Source organism: Streptomyces sp. NPDC048338 (genome assembly GCF_043201055.1).
In the GTDB taxonomy this organism is placed as follows: Bacteria; Actinomycetota; Actinomycetes; order Streptomycetales; family Streptomycetaceae; genus Streptomyces.
On sequence record NZ_JBICYQ010000018.1, the window covers coordinates 90374 to 117319 of the forward strand.

Consider the following 26946-nt stretch of genomic DNA (forward strand, 5'->3'; position numbering starts at 1 on the left):
ACCGGAGGCGTTCGGGGAGGTGCGGGGGAGTGAACCGCCTCCCGGACCGGGAGGTCCCGGTCATCACGGACGGGCTGCGGGTCACCGGCGGCCCGTGGCCTTCCGGGTCGCCCGCGGCACGGTGCGGCGCCTGTGGCCCGCGGGACCGCGACCCCGTTGGCCGGGACCCCCGTGACTCCGGTCCCGCCCGCGTCCGTCGGCGCGGACCGCTCCCGTCAGCCGGGGCGGACCACTCCCAGGATCTCCATCGAGCCCGCGCCCGCGATCGTCACGTCCCGGCCCGGGCGCGGCGCGTGCACGATCGCGCCGTCGCCGACGTACATCCCGATGTGGCTGGCGTCCTTGAAGTAGACGATCAGGTCGCCGGGCCGCATGTCCTTGATGTCCACGTGCGGCAGCAGGCGCCACTGCTCCTGCGAGGTGCGCGGGATGGGGCGCCCCGCCGCGATCCAGGCGCTCTGGGTCAGTCCGGAGCAGTCGTACGAGCCCGGGCCCTCGGCGCCCCACACGTACGGCTTGCCGATCTGCGCGGTGGCGAACCTGACCGCCTTCTTGCCCTGCTCGGTCGCCTTGCCGTCCAGGCCCTTGAGGATGCCGGAGTTCAGCCACGCGGTCTGCGCCCGGTACTGGGCCTGCTCCTCGAGCCGGCGGAGGCGGGCGCGCTCCTCGGCGGCCAGCTCGGACTCGAGCTTCTTGGCCGCCTCGATCTTGGCGTCGATGTCCTTCTTGGCCTTGGCCTGCTTGAGGCGGTTGGCCTCCAGCTTGGTCCAGTTGGTGCTGGCGTCGTTGGCGTAGGTGGTGAGTTCGACCTGGGTCTGCGCCATCTCCCCCAGCAGGTCCTTGGTGGCCTTGGCGCCCTGCTGGAGCCGTCCCGCGTGGTCGAGGAAGAGCTGGGGATCGTCGGTGAGGACGAACTGGGCGCCGTCGGGCAGCCCGCCGTTGCGGTACTGGGCGCGGGCGGCCGCGCCCGCCTGGGCCTTGAGGCGGTCGATCTTCTCGCGGCCGGCGACGATCATCTGCGCCAGCTTCACGATCTCGGCCGACTGTTCGTCGGCCTGCTCCTCGGCGAGGTTGTAGGCGTCGGTGGCGGCGGCGGCCTGGCGGTACAGGCCGTCGATCTCGGCGCGGACCTCCTCGAGCGTCTTCTCGGGGAGCCGGGGCGCGGCCTGTGTGGACCCCGGGCGGGGCGCCGGCGGCAGCGGGGCCGCGCTCGCCTGGAGCGTCAGCGCCGGTGAGGCAAGCACCGTCAGGGCGCAGACCACGGTGAGCGTGGCGGTGGTCCAGCGGCGTCGGTTCAAAGCTCCCCCTCGGACGGCCCCATCTGATTTACCGTCAGTAACTTCCTCGTGACCTTGGCGATAGTGCCATGCGAAACGTGAAAGCAACAGGGGAAACCGGGACGTGCGGGCCGGCTTCCCCTCACGGGGACGTGTGATCGACGCGTCACGTTCCCGACGGAGGCCGAATGCACCGGGATGTGACGGGAAGTCCGCTCATCCCGCCGGGGTCAGCGCCTCCCAGCGCACGGTCACCTCGCCCTGGCGCCAGCGCCGGTGGCCGTCCGTCAGCGGCCAGTCCGCCGCCAGATCGTGTACGGCCCGGATCCAGCGCTGCCGTGCGCCGAGCGAGGCGTACGGTGCCGCCGCCGCCCACGCCCGGTCGAAGTCGCGCAGGAACGCGTGCACCGGTTCTCCGGGCACGTTGCGGTGGATGAGGGCCTTCGGCAGCCGTTCCGCGAGGTCGGAGGGGCGCTCCAGCGAGCCGAGCCGGGTCGCGAAGGTCACCGTCCGCGGCCCCGACCGGTCGAGCGCCACCCACACGTGGCGGCGCCCGATCTCGTCGCAGGTCCCCTCGACGAGCAGCCCGCCGGGTGCCAGGCGCCCGCACAGACGCGCCCACACCGCCGCGACCTCGCCCTCGTCGTACTGCCGCAGCACGTTCGCGGCGCGGATCAGCGCGGCCTCGCCGGGCACCGGGACCTCGAAGCCGCCGTGCAGGAAGCGGAGGCCGTCCCGCTCGTAGGGGCGGGCGGCGGCGACCCGGGCGGGCTCGATCTCGATGCCCACGACCTCGGCGCGCGGGTCGGCGGTGCGCAGCCGGGCGAGGAGTTCGACGGCGGTCCAGGGGGCCGCGCCGTAGCCCAGGTCGACGGCGACCGGCGGCGTGGCGGACCGGCGCAGGGCCGGGCCGTGCACGGCGGCGATCCAGCGGTCCATGCGCCGCAGCCGGTTGGGGTTGGTGGTCCCGCGGGTCGTCGTGCCGACGGGGCGGGTGGTGCGCGGGGCCATGGAACGAGCGTAAGCCGTGTGCCACGCCGCATCCGCACGGCAATGAATTGGCAAAACGGAAATGGATGGCGCCATTCCGGTGTTGTGCCGCTTGGAGGGCGCTCTGCGACCTCCTTTTTGCCGTGCCCGCTATGCCCTCGCTCCGAGCGGAAGGACCGTCGACGTGAGCCAGTACGTGTCCCGGCTCGCCGGCTCCCTGGCGACCCCGCCCAGGCTCCGGCTTCCCGGCCGCCACCGGCATCCCCGCCGGGTGGCCATGCTCAGCGTCCACACGTCGCCCCTCCACCAGCCCGGCACGGGCGACGCAGGCGGGATGAACGTCTACATCGTCGAACTGGCCAAACGGCTCGCGGCGATCAACATCGAGGTCGAGATCTTCACCCGGGCCACCACCGGCGGCCTGGCACCCGTCGTCGAACTCGCCCCAGGCGTCCTCGTCCGGCACGTGGACGCCGGACCCTACGAGGGCCTGGCGAAGGAGGAGCTGCCCGCCCAGCTCTGCGCCTTCACGCACGGCGTGATGCAGGCGTGGGCGGGCCACCGCCCCGGCCACTACGACCTCGTGCACTCCCACTACTGGCTCTCTGGCCACGTCGGCTGGCTCGCGGCCGAACGCTGGGGCGTGCCGCTCGTCCACGCCATGCACACCATGGCGAAGGTCAAGAACGCGGCGCTCGCCGACGGCGACACCCCCGAGCCCGCGGCCCGGGTGATCGGCGAGACGCAGATCGTCCGCGCCGCCGACCGGCTGATCGCCAACACCGCGGAGGAGGCCGACGAACTCGTCCGCTTCTACGAGGCCGAGCCCGGCAAGGTCGCCGTCGTCCACCCCGGCGTGAACCTCGACCACTTCCGCCCCGCGGACGGCCGCGCCGCGGCCCGGGCCCGCCTCGGCCTGCCGCCGGACGCCTTCATCCCCGTCTTCGCCGGCCGCATCCAGCCGCTCAAGGCCCCGGACATCCTGCTGCGCGCCGCGGCCCGGCTCCTCGACCGGGATCCCTCGCTGCGCTCGCGGATGGTCGTGCCGGTCGTCGGCGGGCCGAGCGGCAGCGGCCTGGCCAAGCCCGAGGGGCTGCAGAAGCTGGCCGCCCGGCTCGGCATCGCCGACCTCGTCCAGTTCCACCCGCCGGTCGGGCAGGACCGCCTCGCCGACTGGTTCCGGGCGGCGTCGGTCCTGGTCATGCCCTCCTACAGCGAGTCCTTCGGGCTCGTCGCCATCGAGGCGCAGGCCGCCGGCACGCCCGTCGTCGCGGCGGCGGTGGGCGGCCTCCCGGTCGCGGTACGGGACGACACCACCGGCTTCCTGGTCCAGGGGCACGACCCGGCCGACTACGCCCGCGCGCTCGGGCGCTTCGTCGACGATCCGTCCCTGTCCGCCCGGATGGGCGCCGCGGCGGCCCGGCACGCGGAGTCCTTCGGCTGGGACACGGCGGCCTCCGGCACGGCGGACGTCTACACGGCCGCGATGCACGATCATCGCCGTCGCGTACGCTCGCACCATGGCTGAGGACGTGCGGCAGGTCATCGAGGACACCTTCAAGGACGCCGAGCTGGAGTGGGAGTCGCCCGAGCCGGGCTCGTACGTCGTCAAACTCCCCGGCACGCGCAAGCTGTTCACCACGCTCTCGCTGCGTGTGGGCCGTCACTCGCTGTCCCTCAACGCCTTCGTCATCCGCCACCCGGACGAGAACGAGGCGGGCGTCCACCGCTGGCTGCTCGAGCGCAACCTCAAGCTCTACGGAGTGAGTTACGCGGTCGACGGCCTCGGCGACATCTACCTCGCCGGCAAGCTCCCGCTCGCCGCCGTCACCCCGGAGGAGCTGGACCGGCTGCTCGGCTCGGTGCTCGAAGCGGCGGACGGCTCCTTCAACACGCTCCTGGAGCTCGGGTTCGCCGGTGCGATCCGCCGGGAGTACGCATGGCGGGTGTCGCGCGGCGAGTCGACCCGCAACCTCGACGCGTTCACGCATCTGACCCGTCGCCCGGCCCCCGAGAACCCGGCCTCCTGAGCTCCCCCGCCTCGGCGCCGCCGGGGCCCGTCGCGCCCCGGCCGCGCGCCCGCACGCGTACGCGCCTCCGATCGCGGCGCGGGACCCTTCCGCACCTTCACCCCCGGTTCCGATCGCCGCCGCGGTCCGCGACTTCTGCGTGCGCGCACCCTTCCGCACCCGCGCGGGCCGTGCCATGCTCACCGCCGTCGCACACATGAATGCTATTCACATACATGAAAGGCGGCTCATGGGAATCAGCAGACGGGGCTTCCTCGGAGGCGCGGTCGCGGTGGCCGGGGCGACGGCCACGACGGGGTTCGCCCCCGCCGCACCAGCCACCCTCTCCGCGCCCGCCCCGCCCTCCGCCCTGTGGCAGGAGTTCGCCGGGGCGCCGTACACCCACCCCCAGATCCCCTACGTCGGCCGCGCCGGTGCGCGGCTCGGCGCCACCCGGCTCGCCCGCCCCCGCGTCGTGGCGAACGTCCTCGACCACGGAGCGACCCCCGACGGCTCGACCGACTCGGCCCCGGCCATCGACCGCGCCCTCGCCGCGGCGGGGGAGCGGGGCGGCGGCACGGTCCTCGTCCCGCCCGGCACGTACCGGATCGACGGTCTGATCCACATCGGCCACAGCGGGGTCGTGCTGCGCGGCGCCGGCTCCGGCCGCACCACACTGCGCGCCACCAGGAGCCTCACCGAGCTCGTCGGCCCGTACGGCTCCCGCTACGGCGGCGACAAGTCCTCCTGGTCCTGGGCCGGCGGACTGATCTGGCTCAGCCCGCGCGCCCGCCACGCCTCCCTCCTCGCCGCGATACGGGAACGGTCCTGGCCCTTCGAGGGCTGGACCGGCAACCGGCGCGACGAGTGGACCTCCCTCACGACCGTCCGCCCGGCCCGCCGCGGCGACTGGTCCGTGACCGTCGAGGACGCCTCCGCACTGCACCGCGGGCAGTTGGTGCTGCTCCGCCTCGCGGACGACGCGGACCACACGCTCCTGGAGCACATGGCGGGCGACGGCCCGGGCGCCCGGGCGTACGTCTGGGACGACAAGACCAAGCTCACCAGCTACGTCCCCCACGAATGGCCGGTGCGGATCACCCGGGTCCAGGGGCGCCGGGTCACCCTCGAACGCCCGCTGCCCCTCGACGTCCGCCCGGAGTGGGACCCGCGCCTGACCACGCACGTGGCGGCGCTGACCGGGTCGGGCGTGGAGGGGATCACGCTGGAGGCCGTCGAGACGCCGCAGTCCCCGCACCTGCTGGACAAGGGCTTCAACGGTGTGACCTTCCAGTGCGCGTACGACTGCTGGGCGGACGACGTCGTCGTCCGGAACGTCGACAACGGCTTCGGCCTCGTCGCCGCATCCGCCTGCACGCTGCGGCGCACCCGGGTGGAGGGCCGCGGCTCGCACCACCCGTACTTCTGCCGCGAGGGGTCGCACGACAACCTCGTGGAGGACTTCCGCATCGCGGCCCGCACGGTCCCGGCGCCGCCCGGCACCCAGCTCCACGGCATCAACGTCGAGGGCCTGTCCAGCCACAACGTCTGGTCGCGCGGAGTGATGGAGACCGGCACCTTCGACACGCACCGGGGCATGCCCTTCGGCAACGTGCGGACGGAGATCACCGTGGAGAACGACGGGCGGCACGGTGGCGACGCCTCGGCGGGACCGCTCTACGGCGCCCGCTTCACCCACTGGAACGTGACCGTCACCAACGGGCGGGCCGGTCTCGTCCGGATCGACACGATCGCGCCGTACAGCGCGACGGTCGGCATCAGCGAGGTACGGGAGTTCGACCAGATCGACGTCCCCGACTTCGCGGGCGACCTCCACACGCGCCTGGAGGCGTACGGGGCTCCGGGGGCGGTGCGCCCCCGGAACCTGTACGAGGCCCAGCGGAAGGTCCGGCGCCGACCGGAGGTCAGGCGCTGACGGCGGGTCCGGGCGGGTCGGCGGGCGCGCCCTGTCCGGCCGTCCGCCCGGCCTCGGCGGTGCGGACCGGTTCGGCGCCGGCGAGGGCGGGCTCGGGGAGGGTGGTGCCGGCGGCGGGCTCGGGGACGGGCAGGCCGGACACGGCCGGCTCGACCGGCTGCGCGGGTTCGGCCGAGGGCGCGGAATCGGCGGCCCCGGTGGCGGGGGCGGCCTTCGCCCCGGCCGGAGCGTCGTCCGCGAGGGCCCTGCGCAGCCGGGTCAGGTAGCCGACCGCCGAGACGGCGCCGATCACGGCGCAGGCCGCCCAGAGGACATCGGGGCCGGGCCCGTCGACGACCCAGCCGGCGAGGATCGGGGCGACGAACCCCGCCACGGCCCAGGACATGCCCATCACGCCCTGGTAGCGGCCCCGGGCGTGCTCCGGGGCGAGCTTGGCGGTGGCGGCGGCGTTCGTCGGGACGTGGACCATCTCGCCGACGGTCCAGACGACGACGGTCACGGCGAAGGCCACCGGGCTGCCGGCGAGCGCGGTGGCGCCGGTGCCGACGGCGAACAGCAGCGAGGAGACCGCGAGCAGCGCGGCCGGCGACCGCTTGTCGGTGACCTTGTTGACCAGCAGCTGGAAGCCGACGATCACGACGCCGTTGACCGCGATCACCGCGCCGTACGAGGCGGTGGACAGGCCCTGCCCGGCCATGGTGAGCGGCAGGCCGATCCACGGGGCGGTGAAGACCAGGCAGACCAGGAGGTTGAGCAGGACCAGCGTGCGGAAGGGCGCGTCGCGCAGGACGTCGAGGACGCTGACGCGGTCCTCCGTGACGACCTCGCCGGCGGGGTCGCGGCGTGCTTCGGGCCGGGTCTCCGGGAGGCGGAGGAAGACGATCAGGGCGCACAGGGCGGTGGCGGCGGCGTCGACGACGAACAGCGTGCGGTAGCCGAGGAAGACCGCGGCGCCGCCGCCGAACGCGGCGATGGCGAAGCCGAGGTTCAGGGCCCAGTAGTTGAGCGCGTAGGCCCGGCGCAGGTCGGACTCGGGGACCATGTCCGCGATGGTGGCGTTGATGGACGGCCGGACGCCCTGCATGGCGACGCCCATCAGGAGGACGACGGCGGCGATGGCCCAGGCGTCGCGCACGACGGCGAGCGCGGCGGCGCAGGTCGCGGCGGCCAGGTGCATCGTGACCATGGTGGGGCGCCGGCCCCAGCGGTCGGTGAGCATGCCGCCGAGGGGGGAGCCCGCGACACCGCCGAGGCCGTGGAGGGCCACGACGAGTCCGGCGAACCAGGCCGAGTGGCCGAGCTCCTGGGTGAGGTAGAGGGACAGGAAGGTGAGGACGAAGGCGCCCGTCCGGTTGACCAGGGTGGACAACCAGAGCCACCAGAAGCCACCCGGAAGGCCGGAGACGGTCGCGCGAGCTGATCGTCTGAGCGAGTCGATGGACATGTGTGGCCGGCCCCTAGCGTGTGTAAGTCCCTCTGACGGTTCTCGTAACTTACGCATCTCAGGTGTCGGACGCCAGCGAATTGACGGTGGGCGTCAAGCGTCAGGCGTCGATTAGGCTCGGGCGCATGGCCGACGCACCGTACAAGCTGATCCTCCTCCGCCACGGCGAGAGCGAGTGGAACGCCAAGAACCTGTTCACCGGCTGGGTGGACGTCAACCTCACCGAGAAGGGCGAGAAGGAGGCGGTCCGCGGCGGTGAGCTGCTCAAGGACGCCGGCCTGCTGCCCGACGTACTGCACACCTCGCTCCAGAAGCGCGCCATCCGCACCGCGCAGCTCGCGCTGGAGTCCGCGGACCGCCACTGGATCCCGGTCCACCGCAGCTGGCGCCTGAACGAGCGCCACTACGGCGCCCTCCAGGGCAAGGACAAGGCGCAGACGCTCGCCGAGTTCGGCGAGGAGCAGTTCATGCTCTGGCGCCGCTCGTACGACACCCCGCCGCCGCCGCTCGAGGACGGCACGGAGTTCTCGCAGTCCGACGACCCCCGCTACGCCACCATCCCGCCGGAGCTGCGCCCGCGGACGGAGTGCCTGAAGGACGTCGTCGACCGCATGCTGCCGTACTGGTACGACGGCATCGTCCCGGACCTGCTGGCCGGCCGCACGGTCCTGATCGCGGCCCACGGCAACAGCCTGCGCGCCCTGGTCAAGCACCTGGACGGCATCTCCGACGAGGCGATCGCGGGCCTGAACATCCCGACGGGCATCCCGCTGGCCTACGAGCTGGACGAGAACTTCAAGCCCCTCAAGCCGGGCGGCACCTACCTGGACCCCGAGGCGGCGGCCGCGGCGATCGAGGCCGTGAAGAACCAGGGCAAGAAGAAGTAGGAATAGTGATCATGCCCCTGACCTGCGCACACGGCGCAGATCGGGGGCATTTTCGCGCTCTGGGCCCACGCTGGGCCCTCAGCCCGGAGAGCCGTCAGGCCTCGGGGCCCTGCCGAGCGCGTGCCGTGCGCGGTCCCGGCTCTTCGGCGGGGCGAACACCGGCTGACTCAGGCTCAGCTTGAGCCGCTGCACGACGTGCAGCGTGCCGTTGTCGAAGTGGCCGGCCCTCGCGCTCCGACGGTCCCCAGGACGGTGGTGGGCGCCAGGGGTCGCCCGCCCGAAGGGCGGTGCTTGATGGCGGTGAAGCCGTCATCCGGGGACGGGCTTGACTCTCGGGTAACGCGAGACGGCACAGTCAATGCCGTGGACAGGAGAAACCTGCTGCCGATCGGGCAGTTCTCGCAGGCCAGCGGCCTCTCGATCACCGCGCTTCGGCACTACGACGCCAGTGGAGTGCTGGTGCCGGCGTTCGTCGATCCGGTGAGCGGCTACCGGTACTTCCGGCGTGACCAGGTGCGTACGGCGCAGTCGATCAGGGCGCTGCGGCAGCTGGACATCCCGGTCGAGGAGGTGCGCCAGCTGCTCGGCGGCGGCGAGGAGGGGCTCGCCGCCGCCCTGCAGGCGCATCTGCGTGCGGCCGAGCGGCGGCTGGAGGGGCAGCGCTCCGTGGTCCACAGCCTGTTGAGCCGACTGACCGAAGGAGCAGAGATGACCCACCGCGTCACCGTCCGCCAAGGCGCCGCCGAACGGATCCTCGTCCGCGGGGCGACCCTGGACAACTCCGGGCTCGACGCCTTCCTCCGCGGCGCGTACCAGGAGATGTACGAGGTCGCCGGCCGCGGCCCGCTCACCTTCACCGGGCCCGCTTTCGTCCGCTTCCACGGGGTGTGCGACGAGGAGAACGCGACGCTCGTCGAGGCGTGCCTGCCGTTCTGGGAGGACGGCGCGCAGCCCACGGACCTGCCCGAGGGCATGACCGTGCGCGAGCTGCCCGAGAACACCCTCGCCTGCACGGAGGTCGAGGGCGTGGCCGCCGCGTTCCCGCAGATCCTCGGCGCGTACGACACCGTCGCCGACTGGATCACCGAGCACGGCTTCGCCTTCGCGGGCCCGGCCCGGATGGTCTACCGCCGGTGGACCGGGACACCGGACCACCCGGACAACCGCCTGGAGATCGCCTGGCCGATCGACGAGCCTGCCGACGACTAGCGCCGGCGGCTACGGCAGGCCCCGAGCCGGGCCCTCTCTGGGCCCTCCGAGGGCGACCAACAGCAACCGACAACGACCGCTCGACCGCGGGTCACTTGAGGTGCGTGATCCTCTGACCAGGGGCGGAAGATGGGCCCTTCAGACCCAGGGAAAGAAGTGGTCGTAGACGCGATCATGGCCCTCACCTGCGGATTTCCGTGGGTGGGGGCCATTTGCGTGCGGTTGCTGATGGATCACTCTTGCATGTCGGGGGCCTCTGCTTCCTCATTCAGCTGCTCCCAAATCCTTCTGGTGGCCAGGGTGTCGGGGTGGTCCCCGCCCACGACCTGCTGCTGCCGGTCGAGGGTTTCTGCGGAGAGGGTGCGGGCTTGCTCCAGCTGTCCCAGCTCCGACAGATAGGCAGCCAGGTTGGAGGCGGTGTTCAAGGTGTCGGGGTGGTCCTCGCCCAGCACCCGCCGCCTGCGGGCGAGAGTGTCTTCGCCGAGGTCGCGGGCTTCCTCCAGCTGTCCCAGCGCCGCCAGATTGGCGGCGAGGTTGGAGGCGGTGGTCAGGGTGTTGGGGTGGTCCTTTCCCAGCGCCCGCCACCTGCGGGCGAGCGTGTCCGCAGTGAGGGTGCGGGCTTCCTCTGCCTGTCCCAGCGCCGCCAGATCGGCGGCGAGGTTGGAGGCGGTGTTCAAGGTGTCGGGGTGGTCCTCGCCCAGCATTCGCCGCCTGTGGGCGAGGGTCTCTTCGCCGAGGTCGCGGGCTTCCTCCAGCTGTCCCAGCGCCGCCAGATAGGTGGCCAGGTTGGAGGCGGTGCTCAGGGTATGGGGGTGGTCCTCCCCGAGCATCCGCTGCTGCCGGTGGAGGGTGTCTGCGGTGAGGGTGTGGGCTTCCTCCAGCTGTCCCAGCGCAGCCAGCCGGATGGCGAGGTTGGAGGCGGTGCCCAGGGTGTCGGGGTGGTCCTCGCCCAGCACCCGCTGCCTGCGGGTGAGGATGTCCTGGTCCAGGGCGCGGGCACCCGCATGGTCCTGCGTGTCGGAACGGGCGCGGGCGAGGTATTGGGCGGTCCACAGCGCGCCTTCGTGGTCGGGGCCGAGTTGCCGGGACCAGGTGTCGTGCAGCTGCTGGAGGCGGCCTTTGGCGGCGTGGGCCTGGCCGCGGTCGATCAGGTACCAGCAGGCGTTGCGCACCACGTCCCGACCTGCCTCGGTGGTGATGAGCGCCGGGTCCACGGCGAGGAGGTGGGGCAGGAGTACCCGCCAGCCTGGCCACGTCGAGGGAAGGCCGACGTCTCCGGGGTTGGCTGCGGCAAGCAGTGCTTCGGCGTCCGTGCCCGCTTGCCGGCGTTGGTCGGGGGTGAGTTGGTCGCGCAGGACGGTCTGGGTGAGGCGGTGGACCTGGAGCGTGCCGTCCTGGGCCCGGGCCAGGCTGTGCCGGGTGATGGCCCGCAGGGTTGCCGTGCCGGTCAGGCGGGTGGCCAGGGCGCCGGTCAGGGGTGTGGACGCATGGTCGGGGAGGTGGCCGGCGCAGGTGGTGACGGGGAAGGGTTCGGGAGCCAGCAGGCTCAGGGCGGACAGCAGTGCGGCCGCGCCGGGGTGGTCGGATTCCACGCGGGTGGCGGTCAGACGGACCTGCGCGGCCAGCGAGACGGGATAGCCGGTGGGGCGGCCCTCGGCGAGGACCTCGGCGGTGCTCCGGGCCAGTTCGGCGGCCAGGTCGGCGGCGGACAGGCCGTCGGTGAGCAGGGTGGCGGCCTGGGCCAGGGCGAGCGGAAGGTCGTCGAGGGTGTGGGCGAGGTCGTCGGCGTCGGACTCGTCCAGGACGGCGCCGTGGGAGTGGAGCAGGGCGAGGGATTCGGTACGGGTGAAGACGTCGACGTTCAGCGGGCTGGCGTGGGCGTGCCAGTGAGGGGTGCGGGAGGTGATGAGCACATGGCCGCCGCCGCCCGGCAGAAAGGGGGCCAGGGCCGCGGGGTCTTCGATGTTGTCGAAGACCAGCAGCCAGCGGGACCGGCTCCGCAGCTCGCCAAGCAGTGTCTCCACGGCGTCCGCGGTGGGCGCGCCGGCGGGCGCGGCGCCGATGCGGGTGGCGAGTTGGGCGAGCTGGTCGGGGATGAGGGCGGGGTCCTCGGCGGCGATCCACCAGGCGAGTTCGTACTCGCCGGCGAAGCGGTGGGCGTATTCGACGGCGAGCTGGGTCTTGCCCACCCCGCCGCGTCCGTGCAGCGCGCGGACGGCCACCCGACTTGTGGTCGCCAATGTCTGGCGCAGCCGGACCAGGAGGGTGTCCCGGCCGGTGAAGGAGGCGTTGCGGGCGGGCAGGTTCCACACCCGTGGCAGCGATCCGGGCAGGCGGGGCCCACCGCCACCCAGCTGCCGTGGCATCTCGGGAAAGGCCGGCGCGACCGTGGGACGACGTGGGCCGTCGACCGCCCCCAACAGCGCCTGGCGGGCGGCCTCCTCACCCATGCCGAAGAGGTCGCGGGTGAGGAGTGCGCGCAGGATCGCCGGCGAGTCGACCTCGGCCACGCGGACGGGGGTGATCTTCTCCCTCATCGCCACGACGGCGGTCCACTCGGGCGTGGTGAACCGGTCCGGTTCGAAGTAGGCCGGGGAGAACAGCGCGAGAAAACGCCCCCGTTCCAGCGCGTCGTTCATCTTCAGGACGAAGTTGTCACCCGCACCCCAGTCCCAGTAGTCCAACTCCACCTGGAAACCGGCGTCGAGCAACTGCCAGGCCGTCCATTCCGCCCAGGCCCGGTCCGCCCCCGCGTGGCTGATGAACCACGCCCCGCCCGGCGCATCGACGCCGCTCATCCTCATCCCCCGAGTCCAGCCGCCGCTTTGAACTCTTGAGCCTAGAACGCCTCACCCGCAGCCGACCGGCGTTCTCCCGCACGAGGCACGGACAGGATCCGGGGCCGTCCGCGGGCCATCGGCAGAAGCCCCCTCCCCTTTTTGCCGATTACGGCGGGGGAGGGGGCTTCCGAACGCCTGGGCGGGGTACCCGCCCCGGGTCGAGGGCGCGCGGCGGCACGTTTCGTCGCCGGTGGGGCGGGGGTTTGCGCGGTCCGGGGGCAAGCTCGGCGACCCGTCAGGTCGTCTTCCTGTGCGAGGGCTTCGCATATGTGCGAAGAAACGCGCAGAACAGTCGTTACCCGGATGTATCCGGCGTTTGGCTGAATGCGCCGGGTGGTGCGACCGGTGGCGCGCCGGAGCCGGTAAGGGCTTGCTGGTGATCCTGGAACGGGTCGGTGTAGCTGTCAGTGAATGTCAGGGCCACGCCCGTCACCCATACGTGTCCGATGCAGGCGACAGTTACGGAAATGTCCGTACTACGTAACGGGCCCCGGCCGGCCCGACGGACGGCCCGGGGAGGCCGCAGAGTTTGGGTCCTCGGCCCACACCGGACCGAGACCCGCACCGCCCTCACCAGCCTGTATCGGCTTGTGGGGCACTGTTCTTGAGGGGACATCACCCATGTCTGCTTCTTCGACCGCCCGCCGCGTCGCGGCGACCGCCCTCGCCGCCGGCGCCATCGTCTCCGCCGTCGCCCTGCCGGCCGCCGCCCATGACGGCGACCGTCACCGCCACCAGCCGCGGGTCGAGATCAGCCGCGTCCAGGCCGACAGCCCCGGACGTGACAACCGGTCCAACCGGTCGCTGAACGGCGAATGGGTCGAGATCACCAACAACTCCCGCCACGGGGTGAACCTCCGCGGCTGGACCCTGCGGGACAAGGACGGCAACCGCTACCGCTTCAACGACTTCCGTCTCTCCGGCCACGCCACCGTCCGGGTCCACACCGGTGTCGGCCGCGACACCCGCACCGATGTCTTCCAGGACCGCCGCGACTACGTGTGGGACGACCGTGCCGACAAGGCGACCCTGCGCGACGAGCACGGCCGCACCGTGGACACCAAGTCCTGGAACAACCGCCACCACCACCGTCGCTGACCCCTTCTCCTCGACGACCTCGTACCTCCCTTGACCGGGAAGCGCTGATCCGGACGGCGCCCGACGAAAGCCCCCCATCCGCCGACACGGCGGGTGGGGGGCTTTCGTCGTGCCGCCGCCCGCGGAGTCGTGAGTGCGTACGAAGCCCCTCCTCGCGCTCGAGGCGGGAGAAGGGGCCGAGGGAGGGGGAGGGGAGGCTAGTTGTGTCCGCGAGGCGCGTGGCCGGCGGGGTTCTGGTTCTCGGTCTCCTGGGTCAGTGAGCTGCCCTGGCAGCTCGGCTGCTGGCCGCCGGGCTGGTGGCCGCCGTTGTTGGTGCAGGAGATGTCCACCGGCGCGATCTTGGCGTCCGCGATCGAGGCGCCGCCGAGACCGAGTGCGAAGGCTGCCGCCGTGGCGGCGAGCGCGGCACCGATCCTCTTCGTCGTCGTCGTTCTGGTCATGTCGTCCTCGGCTCCTCGGGTGCGGTACCCGCTGCCCACGCTTCTCGCGCCGCGCTCCACCTGTCAAGCCATTCAGGTCAAGTCTGGCGTTACGGATGAACCGGTTGGTATCGCCGTTCGCGGACCGTCGCCACCGAGGGGCGAACAATTGCCTGGGCGGTCGACACGAACGGTCGATATCGTCCCGCGCATGACTTCCACACTCCGCCTGGAGAAGATCACGCCCGCCAACGTGGGCGCCGCCCTGGAACTGCGGGTCCGGCCCGATCAGGAGAAGAACGTCGCTCCGGTGGTGAAGTCGCTCGCCGAGGCGTACGCGTACGGCTCCACCGCCTGGCCGCGGCTGATCTTCGACGGCGACGAGCTCGTGGGCTTCGTCATGGCCTTCGTCGACATCACGTGGGACGCCGAGAAGGACCCCGACGACCGGCGCAGCGGTCTGTGGCGGCTCAACATCGCGGCCAGCCGGCAGGGCCGCGGGTACGGGCGCTTCGCCGTCGACGCGGTCCGGGAGGAGATCGTCCGCACCGGCGGCGACAGGATGTACGTCACCTGGGAGCCGGGGGAGCAGGGGCCCGGGGACTTCTACCTGAAGCTCGGATTCCGCACGACCGGCGAATCCTCCAGTGGCCAGACGGTCGGCGTCCTCGACCTGACCTGACCTGACCTGGCCCGACCTGAACCCACTGACCCGACCCGACCCGGCCCGAGCGGAAGAAGGGCCCCGCCCGGTTCGTCAGATACCCGGGCGGAGCCCTTCCGTCCTTGTGCCGCTCCGGGATCTAGCCGGAGCAGCCCCCGCACTGGCACGGCGCGCCGGACTGGCAGCCGCAGCCGCAGCCCGAGCCGCACCCGCAGGCGCCGAGAACGGGCAGGTGCACCGGGTCGCGCGGCTCCTGCCGGGGGTCTGTGGTCGGGGATTCGGCCATGGGTCCCTCCTCGAAGGCGTAGGTCGCCTCTTCCCATTGCATGCCCATCGAACCGGGCGCATCAACGGCGCACTGAGGTGCGACCCCGTCCCCGCGTCGCCTCGGGCGCCCTGCGGCGGCCGGGAAGCGGGCCGGGAGACGGCCGGGAGACGGGCTGGGAAACGCTCCGGGTGCCGGCCCGGATACAACCCGAGCCGGCACCCCTGACCCCGGGAGCCCGCCCGGCTCCCCCGTGCCGTTACGCGCCCTCGACCGGGGCGTCCGACTGCTGCAGCTCGTCCGCGTGCTCGCCCGTCACCAGGTACACCACGCGCTTCGCGACCGACACCGCGTGGTCGGCGAACCGCTCGTAGTAGCGGCCCAGCAGCGTCACGTCCACGGCCGTCTCGATGCCGTGCTTCCAGCGGTCGTCCATCAGGTGCTGGAAAAGCGTCCGGTGCAGCAGGTCCATCTCGTCGTCGTCCTGCTCCAGCTGGAGCGCCAGGTCGACGTCCTTCGTGATGATGACCTCCGCCGCCTTCGCCATCAGGCGCTGCGCCAGCTGCCCCATCTCCAGGATCGTGGCGTGCAGGTCCCGCGGCACGGCTGTGTCCGGGAAGCGCAGCCGCGCGAGCTTCGCGACGTGCTGGGCCAGGTCGCCCGACCGCTCCAGGTCGGCGCTCATCCGCAGCGAGGTGACCACGATCCGCAGGTCCGTCGCCACCGGCTGCTGCCGTGCGAGCAGGGCTATCGCCCGGGCCTCCAGGTCGTGCTGGAGGTCGTCGACCTTCTGGTCGGCCGCGATGACGCTCTCGGCGAGCTTCAGGTCCGCGTCGAGCATCGCCGTCGTGGCGCGTCCGATCGCCGACCCGACGAGCCGGGCCATCTCGACCAGGCTCTCTCCGATCGAGTCGAGTTCCTCGTGGTACGCGTCCCGCATGGGTGTCCCTCTTTCTCCGCGGCAGTCCTGGGTCCGGGTGGGGCTCGGACCCCACGCTCCCACGTTCGGACCCCTACGCGTCCGGCTCCTCCCGCTCATGTGAACCGGCCCTTTCCCCCCGGTGAACTCTGGGCGACGCGCGCCGCCCCTTCCCTCAGGTCAAATGAACCGGCACCGTCCCCACGGTGAACTCTGGGCGACGACTGTTCGAGCAGCCACTCGGACGGCTGGGAGAGTGTCCCTCAGCCCGCATAACCTGGATGGCATGGACGTGAACGCGGCGGTCGCCGCATTGGCTGCGATCGCCGGGGTGTGCACCGGCGTGATCGCCATGCTGGCGTTCCGCTGGAGCGAACGCGACCAGGCGCGACCCACCCGGACCTCCCTGCACACCGACGCCGTTCTGCCGCCCGGAGTGGACACGGTGCTGTCCGTACTGCGCTCCTCCGCGGTGGTGCTCGACGAGAGCGACTCGGTGGTCAAGGCCAGCTCGGCGGCGTACGCCCTCGGCCTGGTCCGCGGCGGGAAGCTGGCCGTCGAGCCGATGCTCAACATGGCCCGGGACACCCGCCGTGACGGGGAGATACGCCAGGTCGAGCTGGATCTGCCACGGCGCGGCACCAGCCGGGTCGAAGCACTCGCGGTCTCCGCCCGGGTGGCGCCCCTCGGCTCCCGCCTGGTGCTGCTGCTGGTGGAGGACCTGACCGAGGCCCGCCGCATCGAGGCGGTACGGCGCGACTTCGTCGCCAACGTCAGCCACGAGCTCAAGACCCCGACCGGCGCGCTGTCCCTGCTCTCCGAGGCCGTCATGGACGCCTCGGACGACCCCGAGGCGGTCACCCGTTTCGCCGGCCGGATGCAGATCGAGGCGACCCGCCTGACCAACCTCGTACAGGAGCTCATCGACCTCTCGCGGGTGCAGAACGACGACCCGCTGGAGGACTCGGAGCCGGTACGGGTCGACGAGCTGGTCGCCGAGGCCATCGACCGCTCCCGCCACACGGCCTCCACCAAACAGATCACCATGGCCTCCGGCGGCACCGCGGACCTGCGCGTCTGGGGCAGCCGCGGCCAGCTCGCCGCAGCCCTCGGCAATCTCGTCGAGAACGCCGTCAACTACTCTCCGGCCCACACCCGCGTGGGCGTCGCGGCCCGCAGGATCGCCGCACCCGGCGGCGACCTGATCGAGATAGCCGTCACCGACCAGGGCATCGGCATCCCCGACAAGGACAAGGAGCGCATCTTCGAGCGCTTCTACCGCGTCGACCCGGCCCGCTCCCGCGCCACGGGCGGTACGGGCCTCGGCCTGGCCATCGTCAAGCACGTGGCCGCCTCGCACGGCGGCGAGGTCACCGTCTGGAGCACCGAAGGCCAGGGCTCCACCTTCACCCTGAGGCTGCCCGAGGCGGGCTCCGCACGGGACCGCCGCGAGCCCGACTCACCCACCCCCGATCTCATGACCGAACCGCTCCCTGCCCCGGAGGTCCTTCCGTGACCCGAGTGCTCGTCGTCGAGGATGAGGAATCCTTCAGCGACGCCCTGTCGTACATGCTCCGCAAGGAAGGCTTCGAGGTCGCGGTCGCCGCGACCGGGCCCGACGGACTCGACGAGTTCGAGCGCAACGGAGCGGACCTCGTCCTCCTCGACCTGATGCTGCCGGGTCTGCCCGGTACCGAGGTGTGCCGCCAGCTGCGCGGCCGCTCGAACGTCCCGGTGATCATGGTGACCGCCAAGGACAGCGAGATCGACAAGGTCGTCGGCCTGGAGATAGGAGCCGACGACTACGTGACCAAGCCGTTCTCCTCGCGGGAGCTGGTCGCGCGCATCCGCGCCGTCCTGCGCCGCCGCGGCGAGCCGGAGGAGGTCACCCCGGCGGCCCTGGAGGCCGGCCCGGTCCGGATGGACGTGGACCGGCACGTCGTCACGGTCTCCGGCGGCAAGGTCGATCTCCCGCTGAAGGAGTTCGACCTGCTGGAGATGCTGCTGCGGAACGCGGGCCGCGTGCTGACCCGCATGCAGCTCATCGACCGGGTCTGGGGCGCGGACTACGTCGGCGACACCAAGACCCTCGACGTCCACGTCAAGCGCCTGCGGGCGAAGATCGAGCCCGACCCGGGCGCGCCGCGCTACCTGGTCACGGTCCGCGGACTCGGCTACAAGTTCGAGCCGTAGACCCGGCGCCGCCACGGACGCACGAAGAAGGGGCGCCCCACCGGAGGAATCCGGTGGGGCGCCCCTTCTTCGTGCGTGACTCAGTGGCCGGCCGCGTGGCTGGCCTCGCCCGACGGCTCGCCGGACGGGGAGCCCGAAGGCGTGCCGGACGGCGTGCCCGAGGGGGTGCCCGACGGCGTGCCGGTCGGCGCGGTGACCGGCGGCTTCGGGAGCTCGCTCGGGCCGTACTCCTTGAAGTAGCTGGTCGCGGGCACGACGAAGGCGTTCAGAGCCACCGCGCCGGTCTGGCTCAGCTTGAAGACGACCGGCTGCGAGTCGCCGTCCTTCACGGCCTCGTGGCCGTTCTCGATCACGGCGGAGGCGTTGCCCTCGCCGCCGAGGAGGACGGAGCCGCCCGCGGGGATCGTGATCGGGCCGGCGCCTTCGGCGGCCTTGAGCTTCACCGTCGCCGCAGAGCCCGGCAGGGTGATCGCGTCGAGGGTCTGCTGGGTGCTGCCGTTGTTGAAGACCATGGCCGAGACGACGGCCGGACCCGCGGTGGTGAGCCCGGGCTGCGTGATGACCACGGCGTTCTGGACCTTGATGTCCTCGACGGTGACGGCGGCGTTGTCGGGCCGCACCTCGAGGGTCTGCGCGTCATTGCCCGCGCCACACGCGGACAGTGCGGCGATCGAGAACACGATGGCGGTAGCGGCGAGGGCGCCGCGTCGAAGGCTGCGGCTCACGGCGGCGGCATCTCCTAGGACGTACGGACAGACAGTGGACTGCCTGCTGCGCGGGCCCGGGGACCGGCAGCGGACGGAGGTCGAGCTAAGGGTGTGTCAGCGCGCTTAGGTTACCGAGCCGCACTCTCCGTCCCGCACCCGACCCGCCCCTTCGAGCCCCGTCCTGCTCGCTCGGGACCCTCCGGATGGCCGGATACGACCCATTGACCTGTCGTTCACAAAACCGCCTTGATCAATTCGGCGGCCGTCCGCGCATTCCACCACCGGCATCCCCGGAAAATCCCGCTCGGCTCACCCGTTGATCAATTCGGGATTCGATCCGTCTTGCATCCGTACGAGTGACCGATCCTCGAACGGAGTACCTGGAGATGCCCGTCGCGAAACCGGCAAAACGGGACATCCTCCCTCTCGTCAGGGTGTCCGGACGGGTGTAACGTGCGCGTTTCTCTGCGTTCACGCAGCGGCTCCGACCTGCGAATACCGCCTTCCGGAAGCTCTCCGCAGCACGATCGTGTCGCTGTTGTCAAGCCCCGAGATATGCCCTGACCTGCGAAAACGCCATTCAGAAGAAGCCGTATCCGTGTTACCCTGGATAGCCACGGAAGGGGTACCTGTCACATGACGTTCAAGGTTGGCGACACCGTGGTCTATCCCCATCACGGGGCCGCGCTGATCGAGGCCATCGAAACTCGCCAGATCAAAGGCGTGGACAAGACCTACTTGGTGCTCAAGGTCGCCCAGGGCGACCTGACGGTTCGTGTGCCGGCGGACAATGCGGAGTTCGTCGGTGTTCGCGATGTTGTCGGTCAGGATGGGCTGGACCGGGTCTTCGAGGTGCTGCGTGCACCGTACGCCGAAGAGCCCACCAACTGGTCCCGTCGCTACAAGGCGAACCTCGAGAAGCTCGCCTCCGGCGATGTCATCAAGGTCGCCGAAGTAGTGCGTGACCTGTGGCGCCGGGAGCGGGAGCGCGGTCTCTCCGCAGGCGAGAAGCGCATGCTCGCCAAGGCGCGGCAGATCCTGGTGAGCGAGCTCGCGCTCGCGGAGAACACCAACGAGGACAAGGCCGAGGCTCTCCTCGACGAGGTCCTCGCGTCCTGATCAAGAAGCGATGCCGCGGTGCCCGCTGACGTGCTGTGAAGATCACAGTGCCGTCGCCGGGCGCTGCGGCATGTCCGCGTCTCTTCGTCGCCCGGCGTGCCGGTGACCCATGTCGCCGCCGCCGAAGCCGGTCGATCCCGGCACCGACCTCACCGTCGGTGCCGACGTAACCCAGTCCCCTGATCCCCGTCCCCTCGCGCCGTCGTCCCTGTGTCCGCGCGGTACGCCTCCGACCGTCGTCACGGAAAGGGCCCGGTCGAGGCGTCGCGTCGGTGCCCCCCGGCCCATGGCCGGGGTTGCCCTGAGGGCCATACCCATGTCGGCCGAGGAAACAAACCTGCCGGAGTGGAACCGATGACAGACCAGACGCGTCCCGCGCGAACCGCCGTGGTGATCCCCGCGGCGGGCCGGGGCGTACGGCTCGGCCCGGGCGCCCCCAAGGCGCTCCGCACGCTGAACGGCACCCCCATGCTCATCCACGCCGTCCGGGCGATGGCCGCCTCCCGCGCCGTCTCCCTGGTCGTCGTGGTGGCGCCCTCCGACGGTGCCGCGGAGGTCAAGAACCTCCTCGACGCCCACGCCCTGCCCGAACGGACCGACTACCTCGTCGTCCCCGGCGGCGAGACCCGCCAGGAGTCCGTGCGCCTCGGCCTCGAAGCACTCCCCGAGGGCATCACCACCGTCCTCGTCCACGACGCGGCCCGCCCGCTCGTGCCCGTCGACACGGTCGACGCCGTCGTCGAGGCCGTCCGCGACGGCGCCGTCGCCGTCGTCCCCGCCCTGCCGGTGGCCGACACCGTCAAGGAGGTCGAACCCGCCGAGGAGAAGGGCCGGCCCGAACAGGTCGTCGCCACCCCCGAGCGCTCCCGGCTGCGCGCCGTGCAGACCCCGCAGGGCTTCGACCACGACACGCTCGTCAACGCCCACGCCACCATCGCCCTCACCGGCGACGGCGCCACCGACGACGCCGGCATGGTCGAACGCCTCGGCGCCCCCGTCGTGGTCGTCCCCGGCCACGAAGAGGCGTTCAAGGTGACCCGCCCCCTCGACCTCGTCCTCGCCGAGGCCGTACTCGCCCGCAGGAGGGCCAACGATGGCTTCTGAGCCGACGCCGACGCCGACGCCGACACCGCACGTGCCGCCGCTGCCGCGCACCGGCATCGGCACCGACGTCCACGCCTTCGAGCAGGGCCGCCCCCTGTGGTGCGCCGGCCTCCTCTGGGAGGACTCCGACAGCGACGGGTACGGCCTCGCCGGCCACTCGGACGGCGACGTCGCCGCCCACGCCGCCTGCGACGCCCTGTTCTCCGCCGCCGGCATCGGCGACCTCGGCGCCCACTTCGGCACCTCCCGCCCCGAGTGGTCCGGCGCCTCCGGCGTCACCCTGCTCACCGAGGCCGCCCGCATCGTCCGCGCCGAGGGCTACGAGATCGGCAACGTCGCCGTCCAGGTGATCGGCGTCCGCCCCAAGGTCGGCAAGCGCCGCGACGAGGCCCAGAAGGTCCTGAGCGAGGCGATCGGCGCCCCGGTCTCCGTCTCCGGCACCACCACCGACGGCCTCGGCCTCACCGGTCGCGCCGAAGGACTCGCCGCCCTCGCCACCGCCCTCGTGGTCCGCGTCGGCTAGGTCCTGTCCGGGCGATCGCCGAAGTACCGCCCGCCCGGCGCCGCGACGGACCGTGGCGCGGATCGTGGCGCGGACCCCCGAAGGGGAACCGCGCCACGGAGCCGTACGGGCACGCCCGCGCCGCGTCCCGGCCCGCCCACCGCGAAAAAGACCGCCCGGGGCCGGGAATCGGTCGCGGGGCACTACCACACGCCCACTACCCTGGTGTGGTGACCATTCGCCTGTACGACACCAACGCCCGGCAGATCCGTGACTTCAACCCCCTCACACCGGGCTGTGTCTCGATCTACCTCTGTGGTGCCACCGTCCAGGCGGCCCCGCACATCGGCCACATCCGCTCGGGGCTGAACTTCGACATCATGCGCCGCTGGTTCGAGTACCGCGGCTACGACGTCACGTTCATCCGCAACGTCACCGACATCGACGACAAGATCATCGCCAAGGCCGCCGACCAGGGCCGCCCCTGGTGGTCCATCGGCTACGAGAACGAGCGCGCCTTCAACGACGGCTACGACGCCCTCGGTTGCCTGCCGCCCACCTACGAGCCGCGCGCCACCGGGCACGTCCCCGAGATGATCGAGATGATGCGCGGCCTCATCGAGCGCGGCCACGCCTACGAGGCCGACGGCAGCGTCTACTTCGACGTGCGCTCCTTCCCGGGCTACCTCGAACTCTCCAACCAGGACATCGACGACCTGCGCCAGCCCGACGAGGGCGTCGCCGGCAAGCGAGACCCGCGCGACTTCGCCATGTGGAAGGCCACCAAGCCGGGCGAGCCCGACTGGGAGACCCCCTGGGGCCGCGGCCGCCCCGGCTGGCACCTGGAGTGCTCGGCCATGGCCCACAAGTACCTGGGCTCCGCCTTCGACATCCACGGCGGCGGCCTCGACCTGATCTTCCCCCACCACGAGAACGAGATCGCCCAGGCCAAGGCCTTCGGCGACGCCTTCGCCTCGTACTGGGTGCACAACGCCTGGGTCACCATGAGCGGCGAGAAGATGTCGAAGTCGCTCGGCAACTCGGTCCTCGTGTCCGAGATGGTCAAGAACTGGCGCCCCATCGTCCTGCGCTACTACCTCGGCACCCCGCACTACCGCTCGATGATCGAGTACAGCGAGGACTCCCTGCGCGAGGCCGAGTCCGCGTTCGCGCGGATCGAGGGCTTCGTCCAGCGCGTCACCGAGAAGGCCGGCAAGACCGTCGCGCCCGCCGCCGACGTGCCCCCCGCCTTCGCCGAGGCCATGGACGACGACCTCGGCGTGCCGCACGCGCTCGCGATCATCCACACCACCGTCCGGCAGGGCAACAGCGCCCTCGCCGCCGACGACAAGGACGAGGCCATCGCCCGCCTCGCCGAGGTCCGCGCCATGCTCGGCGTCCTGGGCCTGGACCCCCTCGACCCCCACTGGGCCGAGGAGACCGACCGCGGCGAGGAACTCCACGGCGTCGTCGACACCCTCGTACGCCTCGTGCTCCAGCAGCGCGAGTCGGCCCGGGAACGCAAGGACTGGACGACCGCCGACGCCATCCGCGACCAGCTCACGCAGTCCGGCCTCGCCATCGAGGACAGCCCGGACGGCCCCCGCTGGACGCTGGGCAACCGCTGATGATGTGCCGCTCGGGGAGCCGGGCGGCACACTTCACTTACAGACCTATGTACGCAACACCGAGGATTAGGTAGTCATGGCCGGGAACAGCCAGCGCAGGAACCGCCGCACGTCCAACAAGAAGGGCGCGACGGTCGGCAGCGGTGGCCAGCGGCGCAAGGGCCTCGAGGGCAAGGGCCCCACGCCGCCCGCCTCCGCCCGCAAGGGTCACAAGAAGAACCGCGTCGCCAACGCCCAGGCCAAGCACGCCGCCGCCCGCCGCCCCGCACCCCGCCGCGGCGGCCCCAAGGGCACCTCCGAGATGGTCGTCGGCCGCAACCCGGTCTTCGAGGCGCTCCGCGACGGCGTGCCCGCCACCACGCTCTTCGTCCAGCAGTACATCGACAACGACGAGCGCGTCCGCGACGTCCTCAAGCTCGCCGGCGACCGCGGCAACATCAACCTGATGGAAGCCCCCCGCGCCGAGCTCGACCGGATGACCAACGGGCTCAACCACCAGGGCCTCGTCCTCCAGGTCCCGCCGTACGAGTACGCGCACCCCGAGGACCTCACCGCCGCCGCGTACGAGAACCACGAGGACCCGCTGATCGTCGCCCTCGACGGCGTCACCGACCCGCGCAACCTCGGCGCCATCGTCCGCTCCGTCTCCGCCTTCGGCGGCCACGGCGTCGTCGTCCCCGAGCGCCGCGCCGCCGGCATGACCGCCGGCGCCTGGAAGTCCTCCGCCGGCACCGCCGCGCGCACCCCCGTCTCCCGCGTCACCAACCTGACCCGGGCCCTCGAGGGCTACCAGAAGGAAGGCCTGACCGTCGTCGGCCTCGCCGCCGACGGCGAACACACCGTCGAGGACCTCGAAGCGCTCGACGGCCCCGTCGTCATCGTCATCGGCAGCGAGGGCAAGGGCCTCGGCCGCCTCGTCGGCGAGACCTGCGACTACCGCGTCCGGATCTCCATGCCCGGTGGCGCCGAGTCGCTGAACGCCGGCGTCGCCGCGGGCATCGTCCTCTACGAGGTCGCCCGCCGCCGCGCCCGCTGACGCACCCCCGCGCGCCCCGCGCACACGCCGTACCGGAACGGGCCCAGCTCCCTGAGCTGGGCCCTTTCCCACAACGGGCGATCTTGACGGGTCTCGGACATTCCGAGTCCGTCAAGGCAGTGTCCTAACCCCGCGTCACTCGGTTAGATGAGTGTGGACACCAGAACGCCCCGGCCGGGGTTCGACGATCAGCCCGCGCTGAGCATGCTCAAAGTGGATTCCGATCCCGCGCAGGTCATCGTGAACCACGCCAGCTTCCGTGTGCGGCTCGCACCGGCCCACCAGCCGAAGTTCGCAGCCGCCCCCCGGATCTCCAGCCTCGGCGGAGCCCCCGCGGGCGCAGCCGCGGGCCGCCGCCGCCCCGTCGTGTGGACCGGAAAGTCCGCGCCCGGCGACCCCGGCGCGACCGGACTGCTCCAGGCCATGCGCGAGTCCTCCGTCTCCACCCTGGAGCCCCCCGGCCGCCTCGACGCGGGCGCCACCCAGGCCATCCCGCGCATCGACGACACCATGCCCACCCCCGTCGTCCCCGCCGACGCCCCACCGCTGCTGCCCCCGATGCGGCGCGCCGAAGGCGCCTACGACCACGCCTACGAGTCCCCGTACGACACCTCCCGCGATCGCCACCGCGCCGACGACGGCGTCGCCGACCGCGACGGCGAAGGCCGACGCGGCAGGCCGCCCCGCCACGGCGCCGGCTGGGCCGAGAGCGCCGCCACCGCGGGCGTCCGCCACGCCTACTACCCCGGGCGCCGGATGAACCTCGGAGTGGTGCTGCTCCCGCTCCGCCTTCTCCTCGGCTTCATCTGCATCTACGCCGGCATGGGCAAGCTCTGCGACCCCGTCTACTTCGACGGCGGCGAGCGCGGCTCCATGGTCAAGTGGCTCAACTCGCTCCACCCCTGGGCCCTCGCCGAGCCCCTGCGCGACTTCGCCCTCCAGCACCCCGTCGGCGCCGGCCTGACCGTCGCCTTCCTCCAGGTCGTCGTCGGCGTCCTCACCGTCCTCGGCCTCTGGCAGCGTGTCGCCGCCGTCGTCGGCGCCCTGCTCTCCGCCGCGATGATCCTCACCGTCAGCTGGAAGAGCGTCCCCGTCTACGACGCGCCCGACATCATCTTCCTCGCCGCCTGGTCCCCGCTGGTCATCGCCGGCGCCCCCGTCTACTCCATCGACGGACGCCTCGCCGGCGAAGCCTGGCGCACCCTCGGCCCCCGCTCCGAGATCTGGGACCTGCGCCGCCGGGTCCTGCGCCGGGGCACCGTCGTCGCCGCGGTCGTCGTCGGCCTCACGCTCCTCGCCGGCTCCATGCTCGGCGGAGCCGTACGCTCCACCGAGATGGTCACCGTCCCCGGCCCCGACGACGACCCGATGAACCACCTGCCCGGCCGGGGCCTCCCCCAGGAGCCCGGTACGAGCACCCCGTCCCGCTCCGCCACCACCAAGCCCAAGCCCTCCGAGTCCGCCGGCGCCGACGGCAAGCGCGACGAGGAGAAGAAGACGGCCGAACCCAGCGAGACCGTCCGCGAGACCGGCCGGATCCGGGAGAGCCGCCCCACGGCCACCCGTGGCTCCGACAGCAGCCCCACCCAGTCCCGGCCGGCGCCCCCGCCGTCCACGGGCTCCGGCTCGGGCGGCACGAGCGGCGGATCGAGCAGCGGCGGCAGCTCCGGTGGCAGCGACGGCGGCTCCACCGACGGCGGGTCCACCGACGGAGGCAACCGCAACCCCATCGGCGGCCTGCTGGGCTGACCCTCCCCGACAGACGCCGAAGGGCGGCACCGCGCGGAAGCGGTGCCGCCCTTCGGCGTCTGTCGTGTCGGCGTGGAACGGCCGCCGCGGCGGCCTGCGGGGTCGCCCCGGGCCGGTGAGGCTCCCGGCGGCCCTCCGACCGCCCGGGCGACCCGGCGCGGCGCTTCCGGCCCGTCTCCGCCCCCGGGACCCGGCGAGGCGCTCCTGGGGCCGCCGGGATGCCCCGGGGCTGTCAGGTGCCCTGGGAGGCCAGCTCCTTCGCCGCCTCGGTCAGGTCCTTCGCGGTGTCGATCGCCCGCCAGTAGGCCCCCTGGGGCAGCGGGAAGCCGGCCAGACGGCGCTCCCGGGCCAGGCGGGGGAACGTGGTCCGCTCGTGGTCGCCCCGGTCGGGCAGGAGGTCCGTGAAGGCGGCGGAGAAGACGTACACGCCGGCGTTGATCAGATACGGCGACGGCGGCGACTCGATGAAGTCGGTGATGTGCCCGAAGGTGTCGGTCTCGACGGCGCCCCACGGGATGCGGGGGCGGGCCAGGGCGAGGGTCGCCGTGGCGTCCCGCTCGTCGTGGAACGAGGCCATCTCACGCAGGGAGAACCGGGTCCAGATGTCGCCGTTCGTGGCGTACCAGGGCCGTCCGGGCTCGGGCAGGTGCGCGGCGGCGTACTTCAGCCCGCCGCCGCGGCCCAGCGGCTCCGGCTCGACGACGGTCGTCACCCGGAGGGGCAGGGCGGCCTGCTTCAGCCAGTCCTGGAGCACCTCGGCCAGATGACCGCAGGAGACCACGGCGTCCGTCACGCCCTCGGAGGCGAGCCAGGACAGCTGATGGCCGATGATCGGGGTCCCGGTGCCCGGGATCTCGACCATCGGCTTGGGGCGGTCGTCGGTGTACGGGCGCAGGCGCGAGCCCTGGCCACCCGCCAGGATCACGGCCTGCGTCGGGGAGGTCTGCATAC

At 72.2% G+C, this 26946-nt stretch carries 24 protein-coding genes; 15 read left to right on the forward strand and 9 right to left on the reverse strand.

Going from position 1 to position 26946, the window contains the following annotated elements; genetic code table 11:
- Window positions 1–215: 215 nt before the first annotated feature.
- Together ACGFZF_RS34170 and ACGFZF_RS34175 are read right to left on the reverse strand one after the other, a co-directional pair.
- A complete protein-coding gene (locus ACGFZF_RS34170; protein WP_393560686.1) occupies window positions 216–1298 on the reverse strand; it encodes an NlpC/P60 family protein in 1083 nt (360 codons plus the stop codon).
- Window positions 1299–1493: 195 nt separating this feature from the next.
- Window positions 1494–2288 carry a class I SAM-dependent methyltransferase gene (locus tag ACGFZF_RS34175; RefSeq protein WP_393560688.1) on the reverse strand — a complete coding sequence of 265 codons (795 nt, stop codon included), beginning with the start codon at window positions 2286–2288 and terminating at the stop codon, window positions 1494–1496.
- Window positions 2289–2451: 163 nt separating this feature from the next.
- Between ACGFZF_RS34175 and mshA the strand changes: the two genes are divergently transcribed.
- From mshA to ACGFZF_RS34190, 3 genes are all read left to right on the forward strand, one after another.
- Complete coding sequence (gene mshA / locus ACGFZF_RS34180) at window positions 2452–3795, forward strand: D-inositol-3-phosphate glycosyltransferase (protein WP_356607154.1); 1344 nt, start codon at window positions 2452–2454, stop codon at window positions 3793–3795.
- Window positions 3788–4297, forward strand: a complete 510-nt coding sequence (locus ACGFZF_RS34185; protein ID WP_393560691.1) for a YbjN domain-containing protein — start codon at window positions 3788–3790, stop codon at window positions 4295–4297. The genes mshA and ACGFZF_RS34185 overlap by 8 nt, the downstream gene beginning before the upstream one ends.
- Window positions 4298–4526: 229 nt before the next feature.
- Complete coding sequence (locus tag ACGFZF_RS34190; protein WP_393560693.1) at window positions 4527–6212, forward strand: glycoside hydrolase family 55 protein; 1686 nt, start codon at window positions 4527–4529, stop codon at window positions 6210–6212.
- Here ACGFZF_RS34190 and ACGFZF_RS34195 read toward each other — a convergent pair.
- Window positions 6202–7656, reverse strand: a complete 1455-nt coding sequence (locus ACGFZF_RS34195) for an MFS transporter (protein WP_393560695.1) — start codon at window positions 7654–7656, stop codon at window positions 6202–6204. The two genes, ACGFZF_RS34190 and ACGFZF_RS34195, sit on opposite strands and share 11 nt — an antisense overlap.
- A gap of 125 nt (window positions 7657–7781) precedes the next feature.
- Here ACGFZF_RS34195 and ACGFZF_RS34200 point away from each other — a divergent pair, with 125 nt between their 5' ends.
- Both ACGFZF_RS34200 and ACGFZF_RS34205 read left to right on the forward strand, forming a co-directional pair.
- A complete protein-coding gene (locus tag ACGFZF_RS34200) occupies window positions 7782–8543 on the forward strand; it encodes a phosphoglyceromutase (RefSeq protein ID WP_393560698.1) in 762 nt (253 codons plus the stop codon).
- Window positions 8544–8906: 363 nt separating this feature from the next.
- Window positions 8907–9752, forward strand: a complete 846-nt coding sequence (locus ACGFZF_RS34205; RefSeq protein WP_393560700.1) for a MerR family transcriptional regulator — start codon at window positions 8907–8909, stop codon at window positions 9750–9752.
- A gap of 233 nt (window positions 9753–9985) precedes the next feature.
- Here ACGFZF_RS34205 and fxsT read toward each other — a convergent pair whose 3' ends face one another.
- Window positions 9986–12550, reverse strand: coding sequence for an FxSxx-COOH system tetratricopeptide repeat protein (gene fxsT / locus ACGFZF_RS34210; protein WP_393560702.1), 2565 nt, complete (start codon window positions 12548–12550; stop codon window positions 9986–9988).
- Window positions 12551–13213: 663 nt separating this feature from the next.
- On the opposite strand from fxsT, the gene ACGFZF_RS34215 reads away from it, so the two are divergent.
- Entirely contained in the window at window positions 13214–13690 is a 477-nt protein-coding gene (locus tag ACGFZF_RS34215) for a lamin tail domain-containing protein (protein ID WP_393560704.1), read from the forward strand.
- 197 nt (window positions 13691–13887) lie between these two features.
- Here the strand turns inward: ACGFZF_RS34215 and ACGFZF_RS34220 are convergent, their stop codons facing one another.
- The gene (locus ACGFZF_RS34220; RefSeq protein ID WP_393560706.1) at window positions 13888–14130 is read right to left on the reverse strand and encodes a hypothetical protein; all 243 of its coding nucleotides are present in this window, start codon (window positions 14128–14130) and stop codon (window positions 13888–13890) included.
- 190 nt (window positions 14131–14320) lie between these two features.
- Here ACGFZF_RS34220 and ACGFZF_RS34225 point away from each other — a divergent pair, with 190 nt between their 5' ends.
- Entirely contained in the window at window positions 14321–14791 is a 471-nt protein-coding gene (locus tag ACGFZF_RS34225; RefSeq protein ID WP_393560708.1) for a GNAT family N-acetyltransferase, read from the forward strand.
- Between the two features lie 121 nt (window positions 14792–14912).
- Here the strand turns inward: ACGFZF_RS34225 and ACGFZF_RS34230 are convergent, their stop codons facing one another.
- Together ACGFZF_RS34230 and phoU are read right to left on the reverse strand one after the other, a co-directional pair.
- On the reverse strand, window positions 14913–15059 hold the full coding sequence (locus tag ACGFZF_RS34230; RefSeq protein ID WP_356778641.1) for a hypothetical protein: 147 nt from the start codon (window positions 15057–15059) through the stop codon (window positions 14913–14915).
- A 238-nt stretch (window positions 15060–15297) separates the two neighbouring features.
- Entirely contained in the window at window positions 15298–15978 is a 681-nt protein-coding gene (phoU, locus tag ACGFZF_RS34235) for a phosphate signaling complex protein PhoU (protein WP_356607137.1), read from the reverse strand.
- 265 nt (window positions 15979–16243) lie between these two features.
- On the opposite strand from phoU, the gene ACGFZF_RS34240 reads away from it, so the two are divergent.
- Both ACGFZF_RS34240 and ACGFZF_RS34245 read left to right on the forward strand, forming a co-directional pair.
- Complete coding sequence (locus tag ACGFZF_RS34240; protein WP_393560712.1) at window positions 16244–17473, forward strand: sensor histidine kinase; 1230 nt, start codon at window positions 16244–16246, stop codon at window positions 17471–17473.
- Window positions 17470–18150, forward strand: coding sequence for a response regulator transcription factor (locus ACGFZF_RS34245; protein WP_017242433.1), 681 nt, complete (start codon window positions 17470–17472; stop codon window positions 18148–18150). Before ACGFZF_RS34240 ends, ACGFZF_RS34245 begins: the two co-directional genes overlap by 4 nt.
- An 80-nt stretch (window positions 18151–18230) precedes the next feature.
- On the opposite strand, the gene ACGFZF_RS34250 is transcribed toward ACGFZF_RS34245, so the two are convergent.
- Window positions 18231–18875: a DUF461 domain-containing protein gene (locus tag ACGFZF_RS34250; RefSeq protein WP_393560714.1), complete on the reverse strand. Its 645-nt coding sequence runs from the start codon at window positions 18873–18875 to the stop codon at window positions 18231–18233.
- Between the two features lie 618 nt (window positions 18876–19493).
- On the opposite strand from ACGFZF_RS34250, the gene ACGFZF_RS34255 reads away from it, so the two are divergent.
- The 6 genes from ACGFZF_RS34255 (at window position 19494) to ACGFZF_RS34280 (ending at window position 25995) form a co-directional block, all read left to right on the forward strand.
- Window positions 19494–19976 carry a CarD family transcriptional regulator gene (locus tag ACGFZF_RS34255; RefSeq protein ID WP_003953493.1) on the forward strand — a complete coding sequence of 161 codons (483 nt, stop codon included), beginning with the start codon at window positions 19494–19496 and terminating at the stop codon, window positions 19974–19976.
- Window positions 19977–20330: 354 nt separating this feature from the next.
- Entirely contained in the window at window positions 20331–21080 is a 750-nt protein-coding gene (gene ispD / locus ACGFZF_RS34260; protein WP_393560716.1) for a 2-C-methyl-D-erythritol 4-phosphate cytidylyltransferase, read from the forward strand.
- On the forward strand, window positions 21070–21603 hold the full coding sequence (gene ispF / locus ACGFZF_RS34265; protein WP_393560718.1) for a 2-C-methyl-D-erythritol 2,4-cyclodiphosphate synthase: 534 nt from the start codon (window positions 21070–21072) through the stop codon (window positions 21601–21603). The genes ispD and ispF overlap by 11 nt, the downstream gene beginning before the upstream one ends.
- 209 nt (window positions 21604–21812) lie before the next feature.
- Window positions 21813–23210 carry a cysteine--tRNA ligase gene (gene cysS, locus ACGFZF_RS34270; RefSeq protein ID WP_147978568.1) on the forward strand — a complete coding sequence of 466 codons (1398 nt, stop codon included), beginning with the start codon at window positions 21813–21815 and terminating at the stop codon, window positions 23208–23210.
- Window positions 23211–23286: 76 nt separating this feature from the next.
- The gene (gene rlmB / locus ACGFZF_RS34275; protein ID WP_393560721.1) at window positions 23287–24246 is read left to right on the forward strand and encodes a 23S rRNA (guanosine(2251)-2'-O)-methyltransferase RlmB; all 960 of its coding nucleotides are present in this window, start codon (window positions 23287–23289) and stop codon (window positions 24244–24246) included.
- A gap of 147 nt (window positions 24247–24393) precedes the next feature.
- Window positions 24394–25995 (forward strand): DoxX family membrane protein, encoded by a 1602-nt coding sequence (locus tag ACGFZF_RS34280; protein WP_393560723.1) that lies wholly within the window; start codon window positions 24394–24396, stop codon window positions 25993–25995.
- Window positions 25996–26227: 232 nt separating this feature from the next.
- Here the strand turns inward: ACGFZF_RS34280 and ACGFZF_RS34285 are convergent, their stop codons facing one another.
- Entirely contained in the window at window positions 26228–26944 is a 717-nt protein-coding gene (locus tag ACGFZF_RS34285; protein WP_393560725.1) for an NDP-sugar synthase, read from the reverse strand.
- Window positions 26945–26946 lie beyond the last annotated feature (2 nt).